The sequence below is a fragment of the Lewinella sp. W8 genome (assembly GCF_004375085.3).
Taxonomy (GTDB): Bacteria; Bacteroidota; Bacteroidia; order Chitinophagales; family Saprospiraceae; genus Neolewinella.
Window position 1 is genome coordinate 268,309 of record NZ_SNAQ03000002.1, and the last position, 24,251, is coordinate 292,559.

General features: G+C 57.7%; 17 protein-coding genes. 7 read left to right on the plus strand and 10 right to left on the minus strand.

The window, feature by feature from the left end:
• Positions 1-11: 11 nt before the first annotated feature.
• Together E1J53_RS03590 and E1J53_RS03595 are read right to left on the minus strand one after the other, a co-directional pair.
• Complete coding sequence (locus E1J53_RS03590) at positions 12-3,587, minus strand: family 78 glycoside hydrolase catalytic domain (protein WP_134271535.1); 3,576 nt, start codon at positions 3,585-3,587, stop codon at positions 12-14.
• 183 nt (positions 3,588-3,770) lie between these two features.
• Positions 3,771-4,451 carry a GDSL-type esterase/lipase family protein gene (locus E1J53_RS03595; protein WP_134271534.1) on the minus strand — a complete coding sequence of 227 codons (681 nt, stop codon included), beginning with the start codon at positions 4,449-4,451 and terminating at the stop codon, positions 3,771-3,773.
• Between the two features lie 339 nt (positions 4,452-4,790).
• Here E1J53_RS03595 and E1J53_RS03600 point away from each other — a divergent pair, with 339 nt between their 5' ends.
• Positions 4,791-5,726 (plus strand): sialidase family protein, encoded by a 936-nt coding sequence (locus E1J53_RS03600; RefSeq protein WP_216649995.1) that lies wholly within the window; start codon positions 4,791-4,793, stop codon positions 5,724-5,726.
• 434 nt (positions 5,727-6,160) lie between these two features.
• Here the strand turns inward: E1J53_RS03600 and E1J53_RS03605 are convergent, their stop codons facing one another.
• On the minus strand, positions 6,161-8,431 hold the full coding sequence (locus E1J53_RS03605) for a DUF5916 domain-containing protein (protein WP_134271533.1): 2,271 nt from the start codon (positions 8,429-8,431) through the stop codon (positions 6,161-6,163).
• A gap of 132 nt (positions 8,432-8,563) precedes the next feature.
• On the opposite strand from E1J53_RS03605, the gene E1J53_RS03610 reads away from it, so the two are divergent.
• From E1J53_RS03610 to E1J53_RS03630, 5 genes are all read left to right on the plus strand, one after another.
• Complete coding sequence (locus E1J53_RS03610) at positions 8,564-9,466, plus strand: AraC family transcriptional regulator (protein ID WP_134271532.1); 903 nt, start codon at positions 8,564-8,566, stop codon at positions 9,464-9,466.
• Between the two features lie 391 nt (positions 9,467-9,857).
• Positions 9,858-10,346, plus strand: coding sequence for an RNA polymerase sigma factor (locus E1J53_RS03615; RefSeq protein ID WP_154640126.1), 489 nt, complete (start codon positions 9,858-9,860; stop codon positions 10,344-10,346).
• A 1-nt stretch (position 10,347) separates the two neighbouring features.
• Positions 10,348-10,944: a hypothetical protein gene (locus tag E1J53_RS03620; RefSeq protein WP_134271530.1), complete on the plus strand. Its 597-nt coding sequence runs from the start codon at positions 10,348-10,350 to the stop codon at positions 10,942-10,944.
• Between the two features lie 23 nt (positions 10,945-10,967).
• Positions 10,968-11,534 carry a hypothetical protein gene (locus tag E1J53_RS03625; RefSeq protein WP_134271529.1) on the plus strand — a complete coding sequence of 189 codons (567 nt, stop codon included), beginning with the start codon at positions 10,968-10,970 and terminating at the stop codon, positions 11,532-11,534.
• A gap of 24 nt (positions 11,535-11,558) precedes the next feature.
• A complete protein-coding gene (locus E1J53_RS03630) occupies positions 11,559-12,569 on the plus strand; it encodes a zinc-binding dehydrogenase (protein WP_134271528.1) in 1,011 nt (336 codons plus the stop codon).
• Positions 12,570-12,685: 116 nt separating this feature from the next.
• Here the strand turns inward: E1J53_RS03630 and E1J53_RS03635 are convergent, their stop codons facing one another.
• From E1J53_RS03635 to E1J53_RS03655, 5 genes are all read right to left on the minus strand, one after another.
• Complete coding sequence (locus tag E1J53_RS03635) at positions 12,686-13,798, minus strand: hypothetical protein (RefSeq protein ID WP_134271527.1); 1,113 nt, start codon at positions 13,796-13,798, stop codon at positions 12,686-12,688.
• A gap of 420 nt (positions 13,799-14,218) precedes the next feature.
• The gene (locus E1J53_RS03640; protein ID WP_253929852.1) at positions 14,219-14,926 is read right to left on the minus strand and encodes a class I SAM-dependent methyltransferase; all 708 of its coding nucleotides are present in this window, start codon (positions 14,924-14,926) and stop codon (positions 14,219-14,221) included.
• A gap of 212 nt (positions 14,927-15,138) precedes the next feature.
• Complete coding sequence (locus E1J53_RS03645) at positions 15,139-15,780, minus strand: ClpP family protease (protein WP_134271525.1); 642 nt, start codon at positions 15,778-15,780, stop codon at positions 15,139-15,141.
• A 12-nt stretch (positions 15,781-15,792) separates the two neighbouring features.
• Positions 15,793-15,957: a hypothetical protein gene (locus E1J53_RS03650; RefSeq protein WP_154640127.1), complete on the minus strand. Its 165-nt coding sequence runs from the start codon at positions 15,955-15,957 to the stop codon at positions 15,793-15,795.
• Complete coding sequence (locus E1J53_RS03655; protein ID WP_134271524.1) at positions 15,954-16,508, minus strand: RNA polymerase sigma factor; 555 nt, start codon at positions 16,506-16,508, stop codon at positions 15,954-15,956. Before E1J53_RS03655 ends, E1J53_RS03650 begins: the two co-directional genes overlap by 4 nt.
• 304 nt (positions 16,509-16,812) lie before the next feature.
• Here E1J53_RS03655 and E1J53_RS03660 point away from each other — a divergent pair, with 304 nt between their 5' ends.
• Positions 16,813-18,258: a gliding motility-associated C-terminal domain-containing protein gene (locus E1J53_RS03660; protein ID WP_134271523.1), complete on the plus strand. Its 1,446-nt coding sequence runs from the start codon at positions 16,813-16,815 to the stop codon at positions 18,256-18,258.
• A gap of 522 nt (positions 18,259-18,780) precedes the next feature.
• On the opposite strand, the gene E1J53_RS03665 is transcribed toward E1J53_RS03660, so the two are convergent.
• Together E1J53_RS03665 and E1J53_RS03670 are read right to left on the minus strand one after the other, a co-directional pair.
• Positions 18,781-20,448 carry a RagB/SusD family nutrient uptake outer membrane protein gene (locus tag E1J53_RS03665; protein WP_134271522.1) on the minus strand — a complete coding sequence of 556 codons (1,668 nt, stop codon included), beginning with the start codon at positions 20,446-20,448 and terminating at the stop codon, positions 18,781-18,783.
• A 129-nt stretch (positions 20,449-20,577) separates the two neighbouring features.
• Positions 20,578-23,703 carry a SusC/RagA family TonB-linked outer membrane protein gene (locus E1J53_RS03670; protein WP_134271521.1) on the minus strand — a complete coding sequence of 1,042 codons (3,126 nt, stop codon included), beginning with the start codon at positions 23,701-23,703 and terminating at the stop codon, positions 20,578-20,580.
• Positions 23,704-24,251 lie beyond the last annotated feature (548 nt).

Genomic DNA, 24,251 nt, shown 5'->3' on the forward strand with positions numbered 1-24,251 from the left:
TTTATCGCCGTCTACTGAACCTGGATAGTGTATTCCCCCGACCCAAGCCGGAAGTGTAGGCGCCCCTCCCGACGTTCTCCCGCCACGGCTCTTCCGTCGGCCCATTGCACCTGCGCGCGCGCCAAAACGGGAAGCGCCACGGCGGCCTGCGTATTGGGCGGCACCCGAAACCGGTACACCACCTGTCCCTCCGTTTGCTCCCAACTGCTCTCGATCCGGCCGTAGGGGGAGTCGTAATGCCCCCGGGCAAAGGTCATTTGCCCCGTGGGGTCCGGCGTGGGGGCCAGGATAAAGCGTTGAAAGCCCGGAACGTCGGGGTCTCGCTGAATACCCAGGGATCGCTCGTACATCCAGCTGGCCACGGCACCGAAGGAGTAGTGATTGAAGGAATTCATGCTGTTGTTGCCGTCAAAGCCCCGGTCGTGGGTGTAGGAATTGAGGCGTTCCCAGATGGTGGTCGCTCCGTTCTTCACCGGGTAAAGCCAGCCGGGGTACGCTTCCTGCTGCAGCATCCGGTAGGCCAGATCGTCGCGGCCGGTTTTGCTGAGCGCCTCGGCGATGGCCGCCGTCCCGATGAAGCCGGTCATCAGCGCGTAGGGCGGGCGGGTTACGCCCCCATCATCGACGTTCTCCCGCTCCACGGCTTTCGCCAGCAACTGGCCGGCGCGCCGGGTACCCTCCCCCTCCGCAAAGAGGTTGAAGGCCAGCGGAATGGCGTAGGAAGCCTGGGTGTTGACCGGTGTTCCAACTTTGGTGGAATCCACCGTCAGACCCCGACCAAAGGAAAAGCCAACGCCCTGACTGAGGGTTTGTCCCGTCGTAGGGTCCACGTATAAATCCCTGAATTGTGCTTTGCTCTCGCGAAGGATTTCGCGGTAGTGCCGCGCATCCTCCCGTTCGCCCAGAACCTCCGCGGTAGTCGCTACGAGGTACAGATCGTGGAGGTAGTAGGCGTGCCAGAGCATGGAGTTGTCGTTCTTGTTGTTTTCCGGGCTCAGCCAGTCGCCGAGGGGGCCCTCGGCCATTAACCCGTTCTCGAAGCGATCGCCCAGAAACTCCACGTAGGATCGCATGGCCGGGTAGTGGTCCCGCAGGGCCACCAGGTCACCAAACTGCCGGTAGTTTTCCCAGGGCACCACGATACCGGCGCTGCCCCAGATCGTACCGCCGAAGCCGTTTCCGACCGGCGCCACGTCGCTGAACCGGCCATTGTCGCCCTGCATGTCCCGGATGGCCAGGGCGTGGCGATTGAGGAACAGATTGACGTCCGCCAACCAGGTTGCCGCCCGGCCGAAGACGTTGATGTCTCCGTTCCAACCCATGCGCTCATTACGGGCCGGCGTATCGGTGGGGATGGACAGGAAATTGCCCCGCAACGACCAGATGATATTCTCCCAGAAGCGATTTACCAGCGTATTTGAGGTTTCGTAGGACGAGGCCAGCTCCCGCACCGAGCTGATCACCAAACCTTCGACGGCATCCAATGGCGGTGGCTCCGCTACTCCGGTAATCTCCAGATACCGGAACCCATGGAAAGTGAAGCGGGGCTGAATCACTTCCCGGGCGGCTCCCTTAGTGACGTAAATGTCCTGGGTGAGCGCCGCGCGGATATTCTCCAGCATAATCATTTGCTCCAGCCCCGCGTAGTCCGGCAACTCCGGGTAGCGGACTTCCGCATAGCGGAGGGTGATCGTATCGCCCGCCCGGGTATCTTCCAGGGTGATGCGGGGCACGCCCACCATATTCTGCCCCAGGTCGTAGACGAAGACGCCGGGACGGACTTCCTCTACACGCTGCGGAACCAGGGATTCCACGATGGTCGCGTTTTCGCCCAGTTGGCTGCGCAGGTTCCAGTCGGTGTACTCCAGGGAAAGCCGACGACCGGCAAAGCCGTACCGCACGCCCGTTTCCGCGGTTCCTTCCAGGGGCACCTCCACAGCGGGCTTCCAGGCCGAATCGTCGTAGTTCGGTTCCGCCCAGCCACCGATTTCCTTACGGGCGTCGTAGACCTCACCCTGGAAAAAGCTGCCGTACCGAACGGGACCGTCGGTGTATATTTTCCAATCCGCTTCGTTGGTGGTGACCACTTTTTCGGTGCCATCCGCGTAGGTGATGATGAGTTGCGCCAGTAGTGATTGGCGGTCGCCGAAGTAGTTCCAGTTGCTTCCCGTGAAGGTGATCGCTCCGCTCCACCAGCCTTCGCCCAGCCACGCCCCGAGGGCGTTGGGGGCCCCGGCGCGGATCCGGTCGGTCACGTCGTAGGTCTGGTAAAAGTGGGTTTTGTTGTACTGGGTCAGGCCGGGATTAAAGTAATCCTCCCCCACCCTTTCCCCGTTGAGGTAGAGCTCGTAAATACCGCGGGCGCTTACGTAAAGGCGGGCCCTGGCGATGGATTTATCCGCCGCCTCGAACTCCGTGCGCAGCATCGGTGCCGCGTTCTGGCTGGGGTCGGCAAGGTGCAGTACCGTTTCCCCGGTGGCCCGGGCCGACTGGTCGGGAATTCGCCCGATGACGGGAAAGTTGCGGCGGTAATTCGTCACGAAGGCCTCCTTCAATTCCCCCCGTTGGCCGGGGCGCAATAGCAGGCCCATCTCGCCCACCATCGGTGCGGAAATGAAGTCGCCGCCCGGGCCGTAGGGGTTAATCGTCATTCGCTCTGCATTGAGCTGGTGGGGCCGCTGATCGGGTGCTGCGTAATGCTTCAGGTTCGGATCCTCCGGAAGTGGAGAATTTGCGTCATCTGCGTTCGGCCCGTAGATGAAGAGGTCTCCCTGACCGTAGACCAGCGCCAGCTGAAAGCGGTGTTCCGCGTGGCGGTTGTCGGCGTTAATGATGTCCGTGGGAATCTCGTAGGTCAGGAGTGGGGTATCCGCCCGGTCGTCCGGTGTGTAGCCGGCGCGGTAGACGTGCATGCTGGCGGGTTCTCCCTGGTCGATACCGGAAACATCCAGTTCGAGGGCGAAGTAGCTGCTGTCCTGCGGATTTTCTTGTTGGTAGAGATTTTTGTTGGCGTCCAGAAGGCGCGGATCATTGGCCCCGAAAACAAAGGCAGCGCGCGTCGAGGACTCGTCGATGCGCAGCGAGAAGTAAAGGCGAAAGACGGAGAGGTAATCGCTGTAGAGGGGGATATCATCGTCTCCCCCGCCGATCCATTGGGCGTCATTCCAGGCGTTTTTACCGTCCGCTGAACCCCGTTGGGAGTAGCCGTTGAGCGTCAGGGCGGTTTCAAAATGGGCGCTGGCCGAAGTGGTATTCCCGAGCTCGTCCCAGCTGGTCACCGTCCACCGGTAACGCGTGCGGGGCGACAGGGGAAGGCCTTGATAAATGATGTTCTGCGATTTGGTTCCGGCTATTTTTCCGGAATCCCACCGACTATCTCCGGAAGGGTCAGTTACCCGAATCTGGTAGGCTTGCTGGACGGCGTTTCGCCGGTCATCCGGGGTGGTTAACCGCCACCCGAAACGGGGAGCCTCGGTCTCCACCCCCAGCGGCTCCGACAGAAATTCCGTGCGCAAATCGGCCAGGCTGGTCTGGGCCATCAGCCCCGTAGTGGCCAGAAGCCATAATACCGTCATCGAAATTCGCATAATCGTGACACTTTTAGTGAGCAAAACCATTTGTAATCAAAGCTTCAAACTACCAATTCTGGAAAAGAACGGGCGATCAGCGAGGCCGATACCCAGGGTGATTTATCCTAGCGGGAATAGGAAGATAACTATTTGGCGCAAGCGCGGGTGCCGCGCAAACCAGTAAGAGCCAGGTCTTCGCATCTACTCCCTTAGCGTTCGCTCAATCACCGGGACGACAATGGTTTTCATGATCGCGTAGCCCGCAGCCGTAGGGTGTACACCGTCCTCCGCTAATTCGACGTCCATGCCCCCGGCATCGTTGGTGAGGGCTGCGTGGTAGTCCACGAAGGGAATATTTTCTGACCGGGCGAAGGCGGCAATACTTTGGTTCAGTTCAATGATCATGTTAGAGCGGTCCCCCAGGGCGGGTCGCCAGCTAAATTTGGTCGCCGGCAGTACCGCCGCCAGGATAACCTTGATGCCGTTGGCCCGGGCGATGTCTACCATGGAGCGAATGTTCCCCAGGGTAAATTCCGGATCGTAGGGACCGGTATTCTCGGCCACATCGTTCGTCCCGATGTGGATCACGACGGCCCGCGGCCGCAGGTCGAGCACGTCCTGCCGGAAGCGCAGGAGGAGCTGAGGGGATGTCTGCCCGCTGATTCCCCGGCCCACAAAATTATGGTCATCAAAAAAGGCCGCGTCCGTCCGTACCCAGCCTTCGGTAATGGAATTCCCCAGGAACACCACCCGCTGCTCCCCGGGCTCCGGCGGGGGAAGTGCTTCGTTGGCGGCACGGTAACGGGCAAGTTGGGCGAAATCAGCCTGGGCCGATACAACCGCCGTGGAGAGCAAAAACAACAGACTGAAGAAACTTCGCATGGTGACTTTATCTTGGGAGTAGTTGGAAAAATTGATGGTACCAAAACGGTAGCGCTTCTTGCCCTCCGTCAAAAAACTGACCCGCAATGGCCTACCCTACCCTTACATCGCCCCGGGTCTCCCGGGCGATTGCCGTCGGGTTTTGCCGGCCAACCCCAAAAATTGAGTGCCTAATTACCTGGCGATAAAAAATTTCGTAGCCTTTGTAACCTATTTCATGTTGGGGAGTATACGGGCTACGAGGACTGGCCAGTAAATGATGCTGCTTAAATTACCTTTAACGCCTTCCCAATCTTCCCCACGAAACACAATTTAAACTCCCGATTTAGCGCCCCGAATATGCCCAGCACTTTCCGCCAAAACATAACGTCCCTGGTTTGCACCCTCCTCCTGATGATCGTATCTACGGCATCCGGAACGGCCCAATCCGCGGGTGAGGAACACCAGTACCTTGGCCAGCAACCACCCGGGTTGGAGCCACAGAAGTTCGCCCCCGGCTTCATATCCCTGCCCGAAGAATATGAATATGGCTCGGTATTCAACCGGGAGGCAACCGAGTTTTATTATGGCGTGGACCTGGGCAATCGCGTCGAAATCAGATACTCGGCCTGGGACGGCAAAAAGTGGAGTACTCCGCGGACCATCCTGCCCAACCAAAATTACGGCATGAACGACCCGTTTCTTTCTCCCGATGAACAACGGCTCTACTTCATTTCCCCCAAGGCTCTGAAGGGTGAGGGGACCAAAGAGGACTACGACATCTGGTACCTGGAAAGAAGAGGAAGTACGTGGTCCAAACCCATTAATGCGGGGCTAAACATCAATACCGGGAGTAACGAATACTACATCTCCTTCACCCGGGAAGGCACCATGTATTTCTCTTCCAATCGCAGCGTTCCCGAAAAATCGGGCCGTGATTTTGACATCTATTCCTCCGCCTACGTCGACGGAAAATTTCGGGAAGCCAAACGCCTGGGAGAAGCCATCAACACCCCAAATTACGAAGCCGACGTCTTCGTAGCCCCGGACGAAAGCTACCTGATTTTCTGCGCCACCCGGCCCGATGGCTTTGGCCGCGGAGACCTCTACATCAGCTTCAAAGCTTCCGACGGAAACTGGACCCCTTCCGTTAACATGGGGGACGTCATTAATTCGGAAAGCCACGAACTCTGCCCCTTCGTCACCCACGACGGGAAATATCTCTTTTACACCAGCGATCAGGATATTTACTGGGTAAGCACGGAGATTTTCGAGGGGATGAGGAAAGGGAGGTAAGACTGAGGCTGAGGCTGAGGCTTAGGAGAAGGACATTGGCGCATTCGTAGAACGGAGGTATCGCCGATGGCGATGGTATCCGTCCGACGACGAAAAAGAGCAGTGCCCGGGAAAGGCTTGCTCCGCAAGCCGGTCGTAATGGCTGAAGAAAAGACGAAGCTAAAACGAAAAGGAAGCTCGAACGCCCAGGCGTGAGGCACGAGCGGGCTGGTCGGCCGAGTGGAGAGAGGGCCAGCCAAAATTATCCAATCAATTTGGCAAGCCACCATCGACTTTTCGAAGCGCACGCGCTTCACCCAGCTCGAAAATGAGCGTCCCCTTCAGGAGGTTTCTGATTAACATCATCGAAGGCTAAAGGGAAAGGACGTTGGCGCATTCGTCGGACGGAGGTATCGCCGATGGCGATATTATCCGTCCGACGACAAAGCGGTGATTTACAGGTTCAACCAGTAGGTCACCTTGAGATTGATGGACCGGAAGCGGGGCGACCAACTGTCCGTGGTGCGGTAATTGTCGTTGTAGACGAGGAAGAGGTCCGACAGCGGCGCAAAGCGCCACTGCAGGCGGGAGTTGATGCCCAGGTTCTCCCGCTGATTGGAATACTGGACGAGGGTGAGCCAGAACAGGTTCTTGGTGAAGGTGATGTCAAAGCGGGGAGACACCAGCCACAGATCAGCGTCGGCGTGGGGGTCCGGCAGGCGAATACCGTCATAGTTGACGGCCAGGCCGAGCTGCGCCCAGGGTTGGATGCGCAGTCCGATGGTACCGGCCACCGAAAATCTTTGCCCCGTAAAGAACTGCCCGGCACCTGCGCTTGCGCCATAGGTAAATAACTGGGTGGGCGAGGAAGTATAATTGGCCTCCACGCTGCTGAAGCGGTAATCCTGCTGCCCGGGTAAGGGGGTGGCACCGGGCGTGCGGGTCGGGTCAAAGGGGTTGACCAGAAAAATGAACTGGTTCTGGAGCGTAACGTCCAGCACGCTCTGGTTGCGGAAATTCCCGGTGTAGGTCAAACGCAGGTCGTGATCCGTACGCTGCATGTCCAGCATGGGCCGCCAGAAGTTCAGCGCCAGGGCCCGGATATCGTGCCGGGCCACGGCCCCGGAACGAGGATAAAAATAACGCGTGATGCTCTGCCCGGTCTTGAAGATGTCCTTTCGGGGAATGAAGCCCAAATCAGAGGTGAAATCCTGATTAACGTAGACAAAGTCAAGCACGAAGCGCCAGTCACGGGTGGTGCGATTCAGGAAAAACTGACTGGACAAATTTCCCTCCGTGTCTCCGGGCTGAAAGGATTTATGGAGGTAGGCCTTACCGCTCCAGACGTTGTCGGCCGAAGCCAGGTCATAATCCACCCCGACCACCCGGTTCCAGGGATCGCGGCCGTTGAGCGTTTCGGGGTCGTCGAAGGACTGGCGGTTGACCACGAAGGCGCCGAGGGTAGAGCGCTTCCCCACCCGGCGCTGCAGGGCCAGCATCCCGTTGTTGTTACCGACGATGCCGTTTGCCTCATCGGATGCCGTTTGCATACTGAGGGCTCCGATGCGCCAGTTATTGTCCAATTTACCGCTCAGACGCGCTCCACCAATGATGCCGTTCTCGATGAGGGCCCCAGAGGTATCCCGGGCCAGGCCGATACGCCGGGAGAAAAACGGTTGAGCATCCCGACCGCTCCCGAAACTATTAAACAGGTCACCGTTATCGATGAAGAATTGCCGGCGCTCCGGCAGCAGAAACTCAAAGCGGCTCAGGTTGGTGAAAATGGCGTCCACCTCCACGTTACTGAAGTCCGGATTTACCGTCAGGTCCAGGTTGAGGCCGCTGCCGATGGACAGTTTGGCGTCGCCGCCAAAATCGAAATCTGTTTCCGTGCCCTCCCCGGCGGTAAAATCCCGGGCGGCCAGGGTGTTTACGTAGGGGATAAGGTAAAAGGGCGTGCGGGTTTTGCGCAGGGGACGGTCGAAGACCAGTTCGCCCATGAAGGCCAGGCTGGAGAGGATTTGCTCCTGGGGTACCCGCACCCAGCTGCTCTGTTCGTTATTCTGCAGATTCCAGCGGTAGCTCCGGAAGCGCCAGCGATTGCCCCCGTCGGGAAACTTGAGACTGAAGAACGGGATGGCAATTTCGATGGTATAGTGGTCGTCGTGGCGTTCGGCGGCCGTTTGCCAGCGAGCGTCCCAGGTATTGTCGAAGGCCGAACCGCCGTTGGCCACCAGTCCCTCCCGCTGGACGCCGTAAGGCGTTACGCCGAAGAAGTAGGCGTTTTGTCCGTCGCCGAAGGTATCGAAGAGCAGGGAGACGTTGTCGTTGGTGGTGCCGCCGAAGTCCCGCCGCAGGGTAGACACCACGTATTTACCCGACTGGGCCTCGGCGCGAATTCCGACGTAGAGAAAGTTGTCGTTGAAGAGGAAGCGTACCTCCGTGGCAAATTCGGTGGGGAGAGAGTCGACGGGGAAGTACTGCGAAAAATCTCCGGCGGGGATGGCCTCTTCCCAGGCGCTTTCGTCGAGGCGGCCATCGATGTCGATCCTCGCCTCCGTGAATTTGGCCGTTACCGATTTAGTGGGTAACAGAGCATTCGTTTTTTGCGCGAACGCGGGTGCCGTGAACTGGGTCAAAGCCAGGAACAAGCCGGTAAGTGCCAGGGAGAAAACCCGATTGCCCGACCGGAAGACTGTGGAGAAAGTTGTTGTCGCTTTTGCCATGACACAAAGTTCCGACCGCTATTTTCCCGGTGACCTACCACAATTACGGGATCACCTACCCCACTTACGTATTTGACGTATTCCCGGGTTTATCAAGCCCCAAATGCTTCCCCCCCACCCTATCTTTAGAACATGGAAACCTTACGCATTGACCAGGTTCGTGACTACACGACCCGCTTTGGACAGGAAGCCCTCCATCCACTACTGAGCGTCATTGACCTCAATACGGTAGACTATGTTCCCGGTGCCCGGGCGGAGAGTATCCTCTTCAATTGTTACGCTGTTTTCCTCAAAGGAGCGGAAAAAATCCACATTCGCTACGGCCGGCAGTCCTACGACTATCAAGACGGCACGTTGATCTTTTTCGCGCCCGGCCAGCTCGTGGACATCTCCACCGACGGCCCCAACTACCGGGCGAGTGGCCAGGCCCTACTCTTTCACCCGGACCTTCTGTTGGGCACCGCCCTGGCGGGTAAGATGCACGAATACCACTTCTTCGGCTATGCGGTCAACGAAGCCCTGCACCTCAACGAAAAGGAACGGCACCTGGCCCAGGGCTGCTTTGAGCGGTTGCAGTACGAGTTGGAGCGCGACGCCGACCGCCACAGCCGGCGGGTGATGGTGTCCATCCTGGAGATGTTCCTCAATTACTGCGACCGCTTCTACGACCGGCAGTTCGCCACCCGCGACGTTAGCCACGAAGGCGTGCTGGCCGGTTTCGAACGGGAACTGCAGCAATACTACCGCTCCGGGCAGGCGCGGGAACGGGGCCCGGCCACGGTGGCCTTTTTTGCCGACCGCTTCCACCTTTCCCCCAACTACTTTGGCGACCTCATCCGCAAGGAAACCGGGCGTTCAGCCCAGGACCATATTCAGTCCACCATGATCCGCGTGGCCAAGGAACGACTCTACGAGCCCGAAATCTCCGTCAGCGAAGTAGCCTACGCCCTCGGGTTTGAGCACCCCCAACACTTTACCCGGATGTTCAAGAAGAATACCGGTATGACGCCAAAGGCGTTTCAGTTGGCGGGATAGCAGAGGGGGAAGGCTTGAGGATTCAGGGTATAGGGAGGCTAAGACTGAGACTGAGGAGGAGGAAGTTGGCCGTTCAGTTTGAATTTTCGCGACACCTAGGAGCAGCTCGTTACACTCAACGGCTCCGAGGAGCGCTCTAGTCAAAGATAGCATAGCCGTTTCTTCGAGCTGTCTTTACTGGGCCGGAGGCCCGGAATGTTGTTCGGAGGTCTCGGCGGAGATCATCAAAGCTATTCCAGGTATCCGCAAACTGAACAGCCTAGGTCGGACGAGTGGAGTATGACTTCGCTGGTGACCTCCTGCTCCTTTTTTTTAAAAAAATCCGTCCCCCACTGTGATAAATTGTTGTCGCCCGACACTAACTCCCCGACAACAATCCCCAACCGCCCCCGTGCAAATTCCCGCAGACTTCGTCGACTTCATCCAGCGGCACGCCGGACTCATTTACAAGGCCGCCGGCCTGTACACTACCTCCGTGGCGGACAAGGAGGATTTGGCGCAGGAAATCATTTTCCAGCTGTGGAAGTCCCGGCACACCTACGCGGGCAAGGCCGCCGCCAGCACCTGGCTCTACCGGGTGGCCGTCAATGTCGCCCTCCACCACCAGCGGATGGAGGGTCGCCGCCGCGACCGATACCCCCTGGAAGCCACCACCGCCCCTCCGCATGCCGCTTCGGACGAGGTCGAAGCGGACCGCTGGGAGTTGCTGCGGCCCCACCTGGCCACCCTCAGTAGACTGGAAAAGGGAATTCTCTTCCTCTACCTCGAGGAGAAGAGCTACGCCGACATCGCCGACATTACCGGCCTCAGCGAAACCAACGTCGGCTCCCGCCTCAACCGCATTCGTCAAAAGCTCCGCCGGAGCGTAAACGCCAACTGATATGGAACTCGAACAATTCAGGGACCGGTGGAAGCAACTGGAGGATCATCCCCCCAGCCTTGACCCCGAAAAAATTCAGCGGATGGTCACCCGGCGCTACCGACGGGAGCTACGGTCGTTGCTCTGGCCGGAGCTGTTTTTTGCCCTCCTATACCTATACTTTGCCGCCCTGATCGTGGCCTTCTTCGGTCAGCTCGGCAACGACTTCCACTACCTCCTGGGGGGCGCGATGGTGGTGATCCTGATCGGGATTCCCGTTCTTCGGTTCATCCTGATTCGCCGCTTGTTTCTCCTGGGCAATCGGGCGCAATTACTGAATGGCCGGCTGCAGGATTTTGCCAGGTACCGGGGCCGCTTGCTGTGGTTACGCCGGGCCCAGGCCGGCATCGGCACCATCGTTTTTGTGTCCGTGGCCATGCTCACGGCGCGCATCTACGGAGAGCCCGAGGCCTTTGCGTCCAAAACGTCCCAATTCCTGCTGCTCGGTGTTGCCATGATCCTGGCCGTCTCCTACAATCACTTCATTCTTCGTCGCTACCAGCGGCGGACCGACACGGCCCGCAGCTTGTTACGAGAACTTGAGGATCCCTTCGTTTAACCACTTGCCTAAACTCCCCACCGATGCAATTTCCCGCTTTTTCCGCCCTCGCCGAACTGGGGGCGCGCTGGTACGTTTTTTTCTTCCTCAACGTCTACGGCTGGGGTAAAATCTTCGGCGGACAGTTCTTCCGTCGGGGTCACCTCCCCGCCGAGGTGGCCGCCACGCCACTCGGAGAAGCCTCCGCCTTCGAGCTGGGGTGGACCTTCATGGGCTATTCTCCCGCCTACATCGCCTTCATTGGTGTCTCTCAGCTCATCGGCGCCTGGTGTTTGCTCTGGCCACGGACCAAGCTCCTGGGGGTGGCCATCCTCCTGCCCATCCTGGTCAACATCATCGCCTTTGACCTTGTCTACCTCGACGCTCCCGGAGCCCTGCTGGCCGCCTGCCTCTACTTAAGCTTGCTGCTGTACGTGCTGTACTATAACCGGGCGACCGTCCGGCGGGCACTCCTGGCGCTGACCAACCAGGAAGGCAATAAGGCCCTCCAACCTCCCTTTCGCCGCTGGCAAAGCGTTGCCGTGGTCCTGATCATGATTGGGATCTTATTCTGCCTGGATCAGGGATTGGTGAGTCTGGTTGGGCGTTAACTCTTCTGCTTCCTACCTTTCGGCATGACCTACCAACTCACCGCCGGCTCCCTGGCCAACCTCCAACTGGTTGATCGTCTTCTCCCCCACCCGGAAGCGGGCGAAGTGACCGTCGCCGTGGAGGCCATCGGCCTCAACTTCGCCGATGTTTTCGCCATCTGGGGGCTCTACAGCGCCACGCCCGCGGGCATCTTCACTCCGGGACTGGAGTACGCCGGTCGCATCACGGCCGTTGGGGAGGGCGTGCAGGACCTCCGCGTTGGCGATGCCGTCATGGGCGTCACCCGCTTCGGGGCCTATACTTCGGCGCTGAACATCGACCGGCGCTACGTGCTTCCCCTTCCGCCGGGATGGACCATGGCCGAAGGAGCCTCCTACCTCGTGCAGGCCCTGACGGCCTACTACGGATTGGTGAATCTCGGACAGTTGGCGGCCGGCCAGACGGTGCTCATTCATTCGGCCGCGGGAGGCGTGGGCACCTACGCGGGCCGCATCGCCCGCCAGCTGGGCGCCTACACCATCGGCACCGTTGGTCACGCGGATAAAGTGCCCTACCTCGAAAAGGAAGGCTACCAGGACTGGATCGTCCGCCATAAGCGCAGTTTCCGGCAGGACCTGGAACGGGCACTCGGCGATCGGGACCTCCACCTGATTATGGAATGTATCGGGGGAAAGATCTTCCGCGACGGTTTTGACGTCCTGGCCCCCATGGGCCGCAGCATCGTGTACGGAGCGGCCCGCTACGGCTCCGTGGGGAACCGGCCCAACTACCCCCGCCTATTGTGGCAGTACCTGACCCGGCCCAAAATTGATCCCCAGAACCTGCCGGAACTCAATAAATCCGTGATGGGCTTCAACCTGATCTGGCTGTACGAGCGGGCCGAACTGATGCACGACATTCTCGGGGAGTTGGCCGCCCTGGATTTGGGCCGCCCCCACGTCGGCCACCGCTTCCCCTTCGAGGAATTACCCCGGGCCGTGCGGACGTTCCAGGGAGGAAAAACGATGGGAAAGGTAGTGGTGGAGGTGAAATGAATTCCGGCAGGACGACCGTTGCCGTGATTAACCCTGAGAACAAAAAACCGGTCCGGGATTGCCCCGAACCGGTAATACACGTAGTTTGAACCTTTGCCCAACCCGGGCAGCGCTTACTAGGCGGGGAGCTCAACATAATTTGACTCCACCGCCGTGGTGACCTTACGGAGGGTACACTTTGACCCCCAGGGCCAGACTCCTCCGCAGTCGATGGTCCGCTGGCCCGTCAGCCAGGTAGCAATGGGATTAGGCCAGCTGAAGTGAAAGGTATCACCGGCCTCGAAGGCGCACTGCACCTTGAGGTTGGTGGCGTTGAGGGGAATGCCACTGATTACCTTCTGCTGCCCTCCCGGAGCCGTAACTTCTTGCGATACGGGCTTATCCTGTCCGGGGACATTGTAGGTCGCCGTCATGTGGACGATGTAGGTTCCACCGTGGGCGTTATCGAGGTTGATGGTAAAGTTTTGCAGCGGCATGATCCAGGAAGGCATGATGGTCTTGCCGTTGAATGAGGCAAACTGGTAGCTGATCCCCACCTCGGAAGGCGGCACCTCATTCGCCCCGGCGGGCCAGTTATGGCGCTCGAAACTGCTGCTGGAGTTCATTTCTTTGTAGGAGCCCTTGATGCTGGCGTTGGCACTGCCCCCGCCGGTCATTTGTTTGACCCCATCGACGGAGCCCGTCAGGCTGAAGGTACTGTCTTTGGAAAGGGAGCCCAGGTTGATGCCGCCGTTGCACAGCTTGACGTGCGTGATCATGCCGAAGCCCTGAAGAATACCGTCGCCGTTAACGTAGTTCGCATCCCTGGCCTGCTGAAGTAGCCAGGCGTAGTTTTTCTGCATCAGGGACGTAAAGTCACTGACCATGTTTTCGCCGACGATCGTCGCCTGGGAAGAAATTCCTCCTTCCTCGGAAAAGCTCCAATCCACCTTCAGTCCGGCATTGACCTTGACGCCACTGGAGGGGTCATCGTAGCCCCCCTTGAACTCTACGCTGGATTCGGTGCGGTGAGCCGAAGAGCTCTCCACGCTCCAGCTGTAGCCGGCTTTCGAGTTGATGATTTTTGCGTCGGGTATTTGGGTGATGGCCGTGAAACTGCCGGTATTCGGGTCAAGAATACCCACGGCTCCGGCCTGGATGCCCGTGCTGAGGGACCAGTTGCCCCAGGCCGCCTGATTGGTGTTCCGAATGAGGCCCGTGAAGGCCTGATTCCATAGTGTATTACTCATGATGGATTTTTTGCCACCGCCAATGCGATGAGGTTGAATTGCTCCAGCAAATTGCGTGGACCAACCGCGGACCATCAAGTAAACGGCTCGAGATCAAGAATTTACCCTGGTTGAAACAGGTAAAAACACTTAGCGGAAGAGAAATGAATGGCTGGGCGACATAATACTCCCCCGCCCCGTGCTTGCCGTTCCGTCGGGGGACATGGCTTCGGCGAGACTGCACCTGGCATCCCGGCAGAGCACGAGGATTCCACTACGTTGCATCCCGGCAGAGCACGAGGATTCCACTACGTTGCATCCCGGCAGAGCACGAGGATTCCACTACGTTGCACCTGCGGTCCCTCGCCCAAAAAATTCCCTTATTTGGCATTTCCCCGTGAAGGGCACCAATTTGTGGGTAACCGTTTGGAGGATCCCCGATTATTCTTTCACAAAAACCATACAGTGTTGCCAGGGGAGATTGTCAATATTTTCCCGTAACCGCAGGCCGACTGATTCCATCTCCCTCACGGCCTGTTGCTCCGACATTTTGTGTAATTTTTTGATGGGCACCAGAGGGTCTTCCATCCGGTATTCCAGCAAAACAAAGCGGCCCTGCGGCTTGAGTGCCCGGACGATTTCCTGCATCATCTCCCGGGGATGGGATAGTTCGTGGTACACGTCTACCATGATGACGAGGTCTACCGAGTTTTCGTCCAGCCGTGGGCTCTTCTCGGTCCCCTGCACCAATTCCACGTTCTCTACCTCCTCCCGGGCAATTCTCTCGCGCATGATGGCCAGCATTTCCGGTTGCAGGTCCACGGCGTAGACTTTTCCCCGGGGTGCTTTCCGGGCCATCCTGAAGGTGTAATATCCAGAGCCCGCGCCAATATCCGCAATGTGTTCATCGGGTTGAATTTCCATGTTTTCAATGGCCTGACTGACGTTTTCTTCGCGCTCCCGTTCCGGGCGCTCCAACCAACCGGCCGCCTGGTGGCCCATGACGAAACTGATTTCCCGGCCAAGGTAGACCTTACCCGTGCCGTTGCGGGAAGGCGTTTCGTAGGTGTAGGGAGCGGTGCTGGCCTGGGCCGAAAGGTCCTGTTGACCACCACATCCACTGAGGACAGAAACCAAGATTAATAGCATTAAAATACGGAAAGGCATGGCGCGACTCATTGTTGTAGAAGGGAGACGGAATTCGGGCTGATTGGTTCTCGAAAAAGGGAACAAAAGCATTCGCTCGTCCCCGCCAGCTACCACGACGACGTCATCCCCGGCCAGATCATCGGGAGTAGCTTGCGCCGTGGCTACAACTCCCCATTCATTCCAAACTCATCAACTTTAGGAGAACGCCCTTCCTATTCCGGCATCAACACCTCATCCACGAAGCCATAGGCCCGGGCCGCTTCGGCCCGCATCCAGTTATCCCGATCGGCGTCTTTCTCGATCTGCTCGGGCGTTTGCCCGCTGTGCCGGCTCATGATGCCGTACAGGTCTGCCTTTAGTTCCCGGAACAGGTCGTAGGTGATTTCCATGTCGGCAAACTTCCCCTGCATCCCGCCACTGGGCTGGTGGATCATCACCCGTCCGTGGGGCAGGATGGTCCGCTTCCCGGCCGCTCCTGCACAGAGCAATACGGCGGCCATACTGGCGGCGATACTTGTACAGGCCGTGACTACGTCCGGCCGGACGTGTTGCATGGTGTCGTAGATGCCCAGCCCGGCGGTAACCGAGCCACCGGGAGAATTGATGTACAGGGTGATGTCCCGGCCCGGATCCACACTGCTCAGGTAGAGTAATTGTGCCTGAATGACGTTGGCCACGTAATCATCGATGGCCGTACCCAGGTAGATGATCCGGTCCATCATGAGCCGGCTGAAAACGTCCAACTGAGCAACGTTGAGGGGCCGCTCCTCAATGATGGTCGGGGAGATCGAAGCGGACAATACGGTGGGGTCCAACCCGTGGTCGAGTTGGGCGTAACGAAGAAAATCATGCATGGTAAAAGGGGTTTAATTGGGTTTGATCAGGCCAACGCGGGCCAGCCAGACCGTGAGGTAGCGCCACCGGCGCCGGGGGGTTGCCGACCGCACCCACCCACGTACCCGGTGCAGGGATACGGAAGGTGGCCGCTGCCGGAGGTGGGCCAGTAGCTTATCGAGTTCAGCGTCGGTCATAGTAGAATGGCGGCGTAGATTCTCAGGCGTTGGGTGACGGTCAGCGGCCGACCGTCCTCGGCCAGCATTTCCCGTAGCCGCTTGCGGGCGCGGCTTACCCGGGTTTTGACCGCTCCCGGGGAAATTCCCTGAATGTCGGCCACCTCCCGGACGGAAAACCCACTTACGGTGCGCAAGAGTAAAGCTTCGCGTTCCGCGGCCGGCAACATATCGACCGCCCGGAGCAGAAACTGTAGATCGAGGGCGGCTTCGGGATTGTTGGGCAGGCGCTCGTCGAGTACGCGTTTACGGTCCAGCAGGTACCGTCGGTGTACCTCCCGGGAGCGCAGCCGGTTCTTCACCTGATGATTGACGATTCCGATCAGGTAAGCCAGGAGGCGGTTTTTGTCCTCCAGGGCCGTCCACTGCTCCAGGGCCGCCAGCACGGCATCCTGGACGAGGTCCTCCGCCTCGGCCAGGCCAAGGAAGCGAGCGTCGCAATACCGCAGGAACGCGCCGTGGATGGGCGCGTACCAGCGCAAGAATTCGTCTTTTGTCTTGGTGGCTTCCATATTTCGGGTTTCTACGGTAATAGTAACGCTACGGGCAAAAAGGTTACCGGAGGAGGATAATTTTGGCGGTTGAGGAGAAGGTAAGGTAAAGATGGAATGGATTGAGCATGAGGGCGCAAGCGCAGGTGCAATGAAGTGAACCCTCGTGCTCAGCCGGGGTGCAGCGGAAGCTGGCGGGCAAACCATCCGCCCAATATCCTCCGTTTTTGTCTCCCCAGGTGCACAGCGCCGGAAATTGAAGATTGCTCATGGACGAATCAGGTCGACAAACCGTTCTCAGTAGGCGGCGATAAAAGCCTACAGCATGCGTTACTGGCTCCTGAGCGTTCTTTTGATTATCGGTCATGGTCTTTTGGCCCAGGAAGCCAGTGCACTCGACTGTGCTGACGGTATCGACAACGATGGTGACGGGCTCATTGACTGCGACGATCCGGGCTGCCAGGAATTACCTAATCTGGGTTGCGACATCTGCCCCGGGGGATTAAGCTTCGCAGACACTGTTCTGTTTTTCAATCAGAACTGTGGGAATCAGGTGGGAGAATTGGTGAATGCCCTGGGGGTAGCAGATTGGTCTGAAGAAGATACCGACCGGCCCGCAATTCTGTCCCTGGGACGGGGTGGAGTCTTGCGGCTGGGCTTTACCAATAATCAAATGATCAACTCCGGTAACGGTACGCCGGATTTATGGTTGTTCGAAGTAGGGGTGGCGGCAGAAAGGTCATCCATTGCTTTGCGGCCGGTAGACCTATCGACGCGGGACGCGATGATCGCAGCGGGGCTCCCGGATGAGGACGGAGAGGGCTACTTCACCGTTGGCATACTCGAAGGCGCAACCACCGGAATCGACATCGATGCCGTCTTACCCGGATTTGCGAACGGCGCCCTGCGCTATGATGCCGTGCAAATCAGGGATATCCAGGGGGGCGACTGCGCCGGGCCCGCAACCGGTGCGGACATCGACGCCGTCTGCGCGGTCTCCTCGGCCCCTCCGGTAGACTGTAGAGGAATCTCGGGAGGTTCCGCCAGGCTAGACGCCTGTGGCGTCTGCCTCGAGCCAAACGATCCCGCCTTTAATCAATCCTGTGCCGACTGTGCCGGGGTTCCAAATGGGCAGTCGGTGGTCGACTCCTGCGGCACCTGTATCCTGGCCACCAGCCCCCGATTCAATGCGGCCTGCACCGACTGTACCGGTACCCTTTTCGGCTCAGCCATCGTCGACTCCTGCGGGCTTTGCCTGCAACCCGGTGATACGCTGTTTAACCGTACCTGTTTCGACTGCTTTGGCGAACCCGCCGGGCCCGCCAGAATAGACTCCTGCGGTATCTGTTTACTGCCCTCAGACCCCGAATTCAATCGGGCCTGTGCGGATTGTGCGGGCACACCCAACGGACTGGCCGTTTTCGATGAATGTGGCTTCTGTCTCCTACCTACCGATACCACCTTCAACCAGCGCTGTGCCGATCAACTTCCCCTATTCGTTCCCTCCGGCTTCTCCCCCAACGACGATGGGGTCAATGACGTGCTGCGCATCTATAAATCCCAGGACATCCGTGCTCGTGTCCGAGCCTGTCGGATCTATGATCGTTGGGGAGGGTTAATCGCCCAAACCGGCCCCGCTGTCTTCACCGATCGGGCGGACCTTTGGCGCGGACGGGAAGCCGCCTCCGGGGTATACGTTTACGTCGTCGAGGTGCAGTACCAGGACGGTACGGTACGGTTAGTCAAAGGGTCCGTAACCTTGATTCGTTAGGGTTACGTGGGAAGCTGTGGCGTTACATCCGTTGTGTACTTCGTACGCTCTATTTCCTAAAGGCATTTTAGTGCATTGGTCAATTGCGATCAATAGAAGCCCAAGCACTTAAAATATGATTGCGGTAAGTGGAGTTTCCTTTCCCCGAAAGGGAACCCATTCGGATCAGGGGAAGCAGAATATTCCCCGCGAGAGATTGTGGCTAATTAGTCTTAGCCAATTTTACCTTCTTTGATGGTGTGGTCGCCTTTCGGGGAAAGGCGACTCCAGGTGTTTGCGCTTAGAAGGGGCATGGACTGCTTATTCATTGCTCCTCGGAGATTTAGATTGCGCCCCGCGTCCGCGACAAAAGGTCGAGCCCCGCGATCACCCTCGGGGTCCTCGCCCACCTTTTTATACAGCCTGGTCAATGCGATGAAATACCGGGCAAAAAAAAGCGTCCCGAACGCTGACGGGGCAACGTTCGGGACGGCTTAACGCGGGCGTGTCATCTAACACCCGCTACAATAATTCGGCAACTCACTACGGGTTCTGATCCGCCGGAGTGAGGTTCGGATTGGTATCAATTTCCCGCTGGGGAATCTTGAATACCCAACGTGGCTCTTCCGAAGGCCGACCAACCTGATAAGCATCCTGGTAAATCGACTGCGAAGCACCGGAACCACCGTTAGCGGCGTGGTCGATGGGGTCATCCCAGCGGATTTTGTCCTGGAACAGGAAGCCTTCGCCCCATAACTCCAGTCCACGCTGGAACTTGATGTGCTCCATGAACTCCTCCTGGGTGTCAAAAGCCGTTACGTCGTAGTTGCTGTCCCGCTCTTCACCCAGTGGGCGCAACGCTTCCTGGGCATCGGAGAGATTACCCATCATCAGTTCCGCCTCTGCCTCAATGAGGTACATTTCGGAAGAGCGCATCATGATGATATCATCTGGCTCGATACCTCCCGGAATGGCCTGCCGCAGTTTTACGTGCATGTAAGGGTGAGCGTTATGGGCTGAAGTCCAGCCCCATTGCGCTTCCAGGGCGTCTCTGGCCGCATCAAACTCCTCTTCGGTCTGGTAGAGCGGGTTGGTGTTGTTGGCCCAGCCCCCTTCTCCATTGGCGGCGGAGAGGTTAGTATTCGGGGCATTGATGAGGAACATATCCTTACGATAATCCGTGTCCGGGGTAGCGTCAATGAGGCGGCGATCCGCAATCTTGGGGTTGTTCCGGACCTGGCTACCGTTGAAGGTATTAGAAGCCAGGTAGAAGTAAGAACGGAAGAAGGTAGTCTCCGTCGGGATAACGTTATAACCCCAGATCACCTCGGGGAGTAGCGTGGTGTTAAAGCCAGACTTCCAGTCGGCTTCTCCCATGAGGGGATAATTCGCCCGAGCCTGAACCGCCGCATCAACGGCCTCTTGCCATCTTCCCGTAGCCAGCGCCGCGCGGGCGCGAAGGCCCCAGGCAACGTCGGCGTTGAGGTCGGCTTTGTCAAAAGCACTTCCCGTACCACGTGGAACGCCCTCGGCGAAATTGTCGATGGCGGCGTCTAAGTCAGCAAATATCTGGTCGTAAACCGCCTGTACGGTTTCGCGGGGCCCACTCTCGAAGGGAGCCTCGGAGGCGAACAGGATCGGCACCCCGGGATCCGAGCTGGGGTTACCGATCAGGTAGCCCTTGGCGTAGTGCTGGACCAGCGAGAGGTAGGCGTAGGCCCGGTAGGCGTAAGCCTGGCCGAGAATGGTACGCAGCGTCGGGGTCATCGGAAGATCACCTTCCGCCACCCGGTTGATGATGGAGTTGGCGTTCAGGATAATATTGTAGCGGTGGTACCACAGAATATCAACCGTATTGGTGAAGGCGTCAGTATGAGAAATCCACTGCGCTTCGCTCCGCCAGCCCAGGTTGTTGGCGTTGGCGCTGTGGATCAGCCCACCGGCGAGGTTGTCACCCATAGGAACCCAGTAGTGCTCGCCGGCTCGTGCGGTATTGGCGATGGTCGAGCCGCCCGGCAATACCGTTTGCGATTGGGCGTACTGCGTCCGGTGCATCCCGTTGATGATCAGGGACATATTAGCTTCGGTTGCCAGGGCATCTGCCGTAGAGATGGCATCCGTGGGGCTGGTATTCAGGAAATCCTCTTCGCAGGAGGAGTACAGCACCACCACGGCAAAGAGAAGGAAAGAATATTTTAAGTAGGACATCATTTTAAATGACTTTGAAGTTGGTACAAAGATTAGGTTGGGGTGGCAGGGGTGAATGGTATGGGAGTTAGTTGCTAACACCGATCATTATCATTCACCCCAACGAGTCCACCGCAACGCGTTCTAAGTAGTTTAAAAGTTGCCGTTGATCCCAACGGAGATGATCCGGGTAGGAGCAAAGGTGTTTCCGGCCGGCGTACCCGCGAGGTTGAACTGGGGGTTCAGGCCGCGGCGGGCAGCAGAAACGAACAGGTTCTCTCCGGTAACGGATAACCGCAGGTTTTCCATACCGATCCTTTGGGTTACGGCGTCACCGAACGTATAACCCAAGTTGATGTTGCGCAGGGAGAAGAACGAGGCGTCCGTCAGGAAGCGAGAAGATGCGGTGCGCACCAGCAGGTTGTTACCATTCTCCATCCGGGGAACGTTGGTGATGTCGCCGGGCTGACGCCAGGCGTTCATGATGTCGGGGTGCAGGGAACTTCCGTAGTTTCCACTGTGCATCATCGCAGCGTAGCCGTTGTCGAGGACGTAGCCACCGATGCCGAAGTTGGTCAGAATGTTCAGCGAGAACCCTTTGAAGAAGATGTTGGTAGAAACGGATCCGTTCACGTCGGGAACGGAGCTCTTGTCGAGGTAAGCTCGTTCCGTGTCCTGCCAGTCGTTAGTCACGGCGTGAGAACCATCTTCTTCCAGCACGGGGATGGTGTTGCCATCGTCGTCAAATTCATAAACGAAGTACAACTGGTCGCCAGTCGCGGGGTCTACCCCGGCGGTATGGAACATGTAGAAGTCGTAGCGGGAGCGTCCTTCTTCCCAGCGCTTGGTGCCCGTAACCACTGGCTCCGGCAGGCTGGTGATCTCGTTTCTGAAGGTAGAAGCCGTTACCCGAACGTTCCAGCGGAAATCAGGGCGGGTAATCAGGTTGGCCGTCAGGCCAAGCTCAATCCCGGAGTTTACCATGTCGGCAATGTTGGCGGGAATGGAGTTGGCACCGTTACTCAGCGGAATGGGCTGATCGAACAGCAGGTCGGTAGAAGCACGGTTAAAGTACTCCAAAGAGCCATCCAGGAAGTTGTTGAACAAGGTGAACTCAAGGGCAACGTCAAAGAGCTCGGTGGTTTCCCACTGGAGTTGGTCGTTACCGATTTCAGAGAACACAATGGCCGGGTTACCAGCGTTAGAGGTCAGGTCAAACAGGGCGCGGGAAGCAAAGAAGCCCAGGTTGTCGCTACCCGTGAGGCCGAAGGAGGACCGTAGCTTCAGGCGATCAATCCAGGAAACATTCTGGATGAACTGCTCCTGATCGAGGCGCCAGGAGGCACCTACACCCCAGAAAGCACCCCACTGGGAGCCGGGGCTGAAGGCCGAAGACCCGTCATACCGTCCCGAAAGGCTGAGGTAATATTTACTGTCAAAGTTGTAGTTCGCCTGGGCGAAGTACCCCTCAATGCGCTTAACGGTGGTGGAGCCACCAACGCTAACTGGCGAAGCAAAGTTTGCGAATTCGAAGATGCCCTCTGCCGTTTGATCGACGGCCAGCGCGTTGTTGCTGCTAAACGTCCGATCAAAGCTTTCGTGGCCGAGCTTAATGTCCAGGTTGTGCAACCCACCAATGTTGGTGGTGTAGTTCAACTGCTGCACAAAGTTCTCAATTTGCCGGCGGAAACGAGTTTCGCTGTAGCGACCGGTTGGCTGAGCATCACCAATGATGTTGTTTTCGTACTCCTTCTCCAGACCTTCGTTGATGTCCCGACCGTAGTTCAGGCTCAGACTCAGTCCGTTGATGGGCAGGGCAACGTCGGCATAAAAGCGGAAACCGTAGGTGTTATCCCGGTCACGCTCGTCGTTGAGCAGCAATTCCTGCAGGGCGTGACGGCCCTGGTTGATGGGCCGGGAGCCAATGTTGAACTCGGGGAAACCTTCCCCGTTGTCAAATCTTGGGTTACCGGCCGCATCCAGCACGATGTTACCCTGCTGGTCGTTGACGAATACGGGGTAGATGGAACCGATGTTCTTCGCAAAGCCGAAGGGGTTCACGATGCTACCGGTACCGGCAGAACTGGGGCCGGCGGCGGTGGAAACCGTTACGTTGGCACTACCACCCAGGGTCAGCCAGTTATTGGCGTCGAAGTCGGCGTTGACGCGCGTGGTCAGGCGGTCATACTCGGAAGTTTGGATGAAGCCCCCCTCTTCCAGGTAAGAAGTAGAGAAAAACACACTGTGGTTTTCGCCACCACTGGCTACGTTGACGTTGTAATTCGTCCGGGTGTTGGGCACCTGCAATTCATCGTACCAGTTCAGGCTCTGGTAAACGACCTCAGCGTTGGGGTTGAGCCGCCCGTCCGTGCCGACAATCTGATCGTTGGGGACGTTGAAGGGGTTGTAGCCGAGGTTTTGGTAAATGTTTGCGGAGGCAAACTCGGCGCTACCGTCGGCGGCACCTGAGTTCTTCAAGGCTTCCCACATGATCTCATAGTACTCGCCGGGACTTACTTCGTCGTAAAAGGGAACCGCCGGAGATACCCAGCCGTGGTTGACGGAAGCGGAGACCTGCGTTCTGCCCTTACGGGAACCTTTCTTGGTGGTGATCAGCACTACTCCGGCAGCTGCTCTGGAACCGTAGAGGGCAGTAGAAGCAGCATCCTTAAGTACCGTAATCGACTCGATGTCTTCCTGGTTGATGTTCACCAATCCGCCGTCGAACTGGACACCATCAACGATGAAAAGTGGTGTCGCACTACCGTTCAGGGTACCGACACCGCGAATGAAGATTCCCGGAGAGGAACCAGGACCGCCGTTGGCGGAAGTAAACTGAACGCCGGTAGCAACACCTTCGATGGCCGCAATCGGAGAGGTAACAGTACGTACCTCCAGGTCTTTGGCCCCGATGACGTCCGCAGAACCCGAAAAGGCCTCTTTGGTAGTCGTACCGAAAGCCGTAACGATAACCTGCTCCAGCACTTCGGCGGAGGTTTCCATCGTCACGTTAATGACGGCCCGGTTGTTGATCTCAATGCTCTGGGTGCCGAAGCCCGTATAGCTGAACTGGAGCACATTCTGGCCTTCGGGGACGCTAATGCTGTAGTTGCCGTCCAGGTCAGTAACCGTTCCCGTAGTTGTTCCTTCGACCAGGACACTAACCCCGATCAGACTCTCGCCGTCCTCGTCGGTGACGACGCCCGTGACTGTTTGTTGCGCCATGGCTATGCCCCCAACAAAGAGCATCGATATTATGGCTAATAAAAGTCTTTTCATGCTTCAATGGATTTCGATTAAAAAAATAGTGAGTAATACACTGCTCCCGAGAGAGCAGACAGGTTTTCTTTGATTAAGAGTTCATTGAAGCTTTTTCCACCAGAACAACGCGACCATCGGGAAATAGCATGACTCCGCTGATGACGCTCTCCGCCGGGTCTACCCATCTTAGGGTAGGCCGCCGAAACACTGCCATCAAATTCCTAGTCTATTTCCAGTACGTTAAAAAAAGTGCGAAAAACTCTAATAAATTCTACCCTTATGGATGTATTGGTAGATAAGGCCTAAAGAAACCGCAGCTTTCGGGAGGGAAAGTGCGACGGCACAAAACCGCGAGTGCGGTTAACTGGATGCATTGGGTCTTTCTCTGGGGGTCCTTATAAAAAAAGTAATTCTTTGGTTGATTAAGGGCATTCGTTTGGCTAACGACAAAGAATAACAAAACGCTTCCTGCGTCTACGGAAAGAATTGGATTTTGTCCCCGGGTATTCCCGCCATGCGGTGGAGCCCAATGTCCAAAAGTAACCAAAACTAACTGAGGGTCAATG

Excerpts from the sequence above, each read along its gene's own strand:
- E1J53_RS03590 (WP_134271535.1), bottom strand. The coding sequence starts at position 3,587 with ATGCGAATTTCGATGACGGTATTATGGCTTCTGGCCACTACGGGGCTG.
- E1J53_RS03595 (WP_134271534.1), bottom strand. The coding sequence starts at position 4,451 with ATGCGAAGTTTCTTCAGTCTGTTGTTTTTGCTCTCCACGGCGGTTGTA.
- E1J53_RS03600 (WP_216649995.1), top strand. The coding sequence starts at position 4,791 with ATGCCCAGCACTTTCCGCCAAAACATAACGTCCCTGGTTTGCACCCTC.
- E1J53_RS03605 (WP_134271533.1), bottom strand. The coding sequence starts at position 8,431 with ATGGCAAAAGCGACAACAACTTTCTCCACAGTCTTCCGGTCGGGCAAT.
- E1J53_RS03610 (WP_134271532.1), top strand. The coding sequence starts at position 8,564 with ATGGAAACCTTACGCATTGACCAGGTTCGTGACTACACGACCCGCTTT.
- E1J53_RS03620 (WP_134271530.1), top strand. The coding sequence starts at position 10,348 with ATGGAACTCGAACAATTCAGGGACCGGTGGAAGCAACTGGAGGATCAT.
- E1J53_RS03625 (WP_134271529.1), top strand. The coding sequence starts at position 10,968 with ATGCAATTTCCCGCTTTTTCCGCCCTCGCCGAACTGGGGGCGCGCTGG.
- E1J53_RS03630 (WP_134271528.1), top strand. The coding sequence starts at position 11,559 with ATGACCTACCAACTCACCGCCGGCTCCCTGGCCAACCTCCAACTGGTT.
- E1J53_RS03635 (WP_134271527.1), bottom strand. The coding sequence starts at position 13,798 with ATGAGTAATACACTATGGAATCAGGCCTTCACGGGCCTCATTCGGAAC.
- E1J53_RS03640 (WP_253929852.1), bottom strand. The coding sequence starts at position 14,926 with ATGCTATTAATCTTGGTTTCTGTCCTCAGTGGATGTGGTGGTCAACAG.
- E1J53_RS03645 (WP_134271525.1), bottom strand. The coding sequence starts at position 15,780 with ATGCATGATTTTCTTCGTTACGCCCAACTCGACCACGGGTTGGACCCC.
- E1J53_RS03650 (WP_154640127.1), bottom strand. The coding sequence starts at position 15,957 with ATGACCGACGCTGAACTCGATAAGCTACTGGCCCACCTCCGGCAGCGG.
- E1J53_RS03655 (WP_134271524.1), bottom strand. The coding sequence starts at position 16,508 with ATGGAAGCCACCAAGACAAAAGACGAATTCTTGCGCTGGTACGCGCCC.
- E1J53_RS03660 (WP_134271523.1), top strand. The coding sequence starts at position 16,813 with ATGCGTTACTGGCTCCTGAGCGTTCTTTTGATTATCGGTCATGGTCTT.
- E1J53_RS03665 (WP_134271522.1), bottom strand. The coding sequence starts at position 20,448 with ATGATGTCCTACTTAAAATATTCTTTCCTTCTCTTTGCCGTGGTGGTG.
- E1J53_RS03670 (WP_134271521.1), bottom strand. The coding sequence starts at position 23,703 with ATGAAAAGACTTTTATTAGCCATAATATCGATGCTCTTTGTTGGGGGC.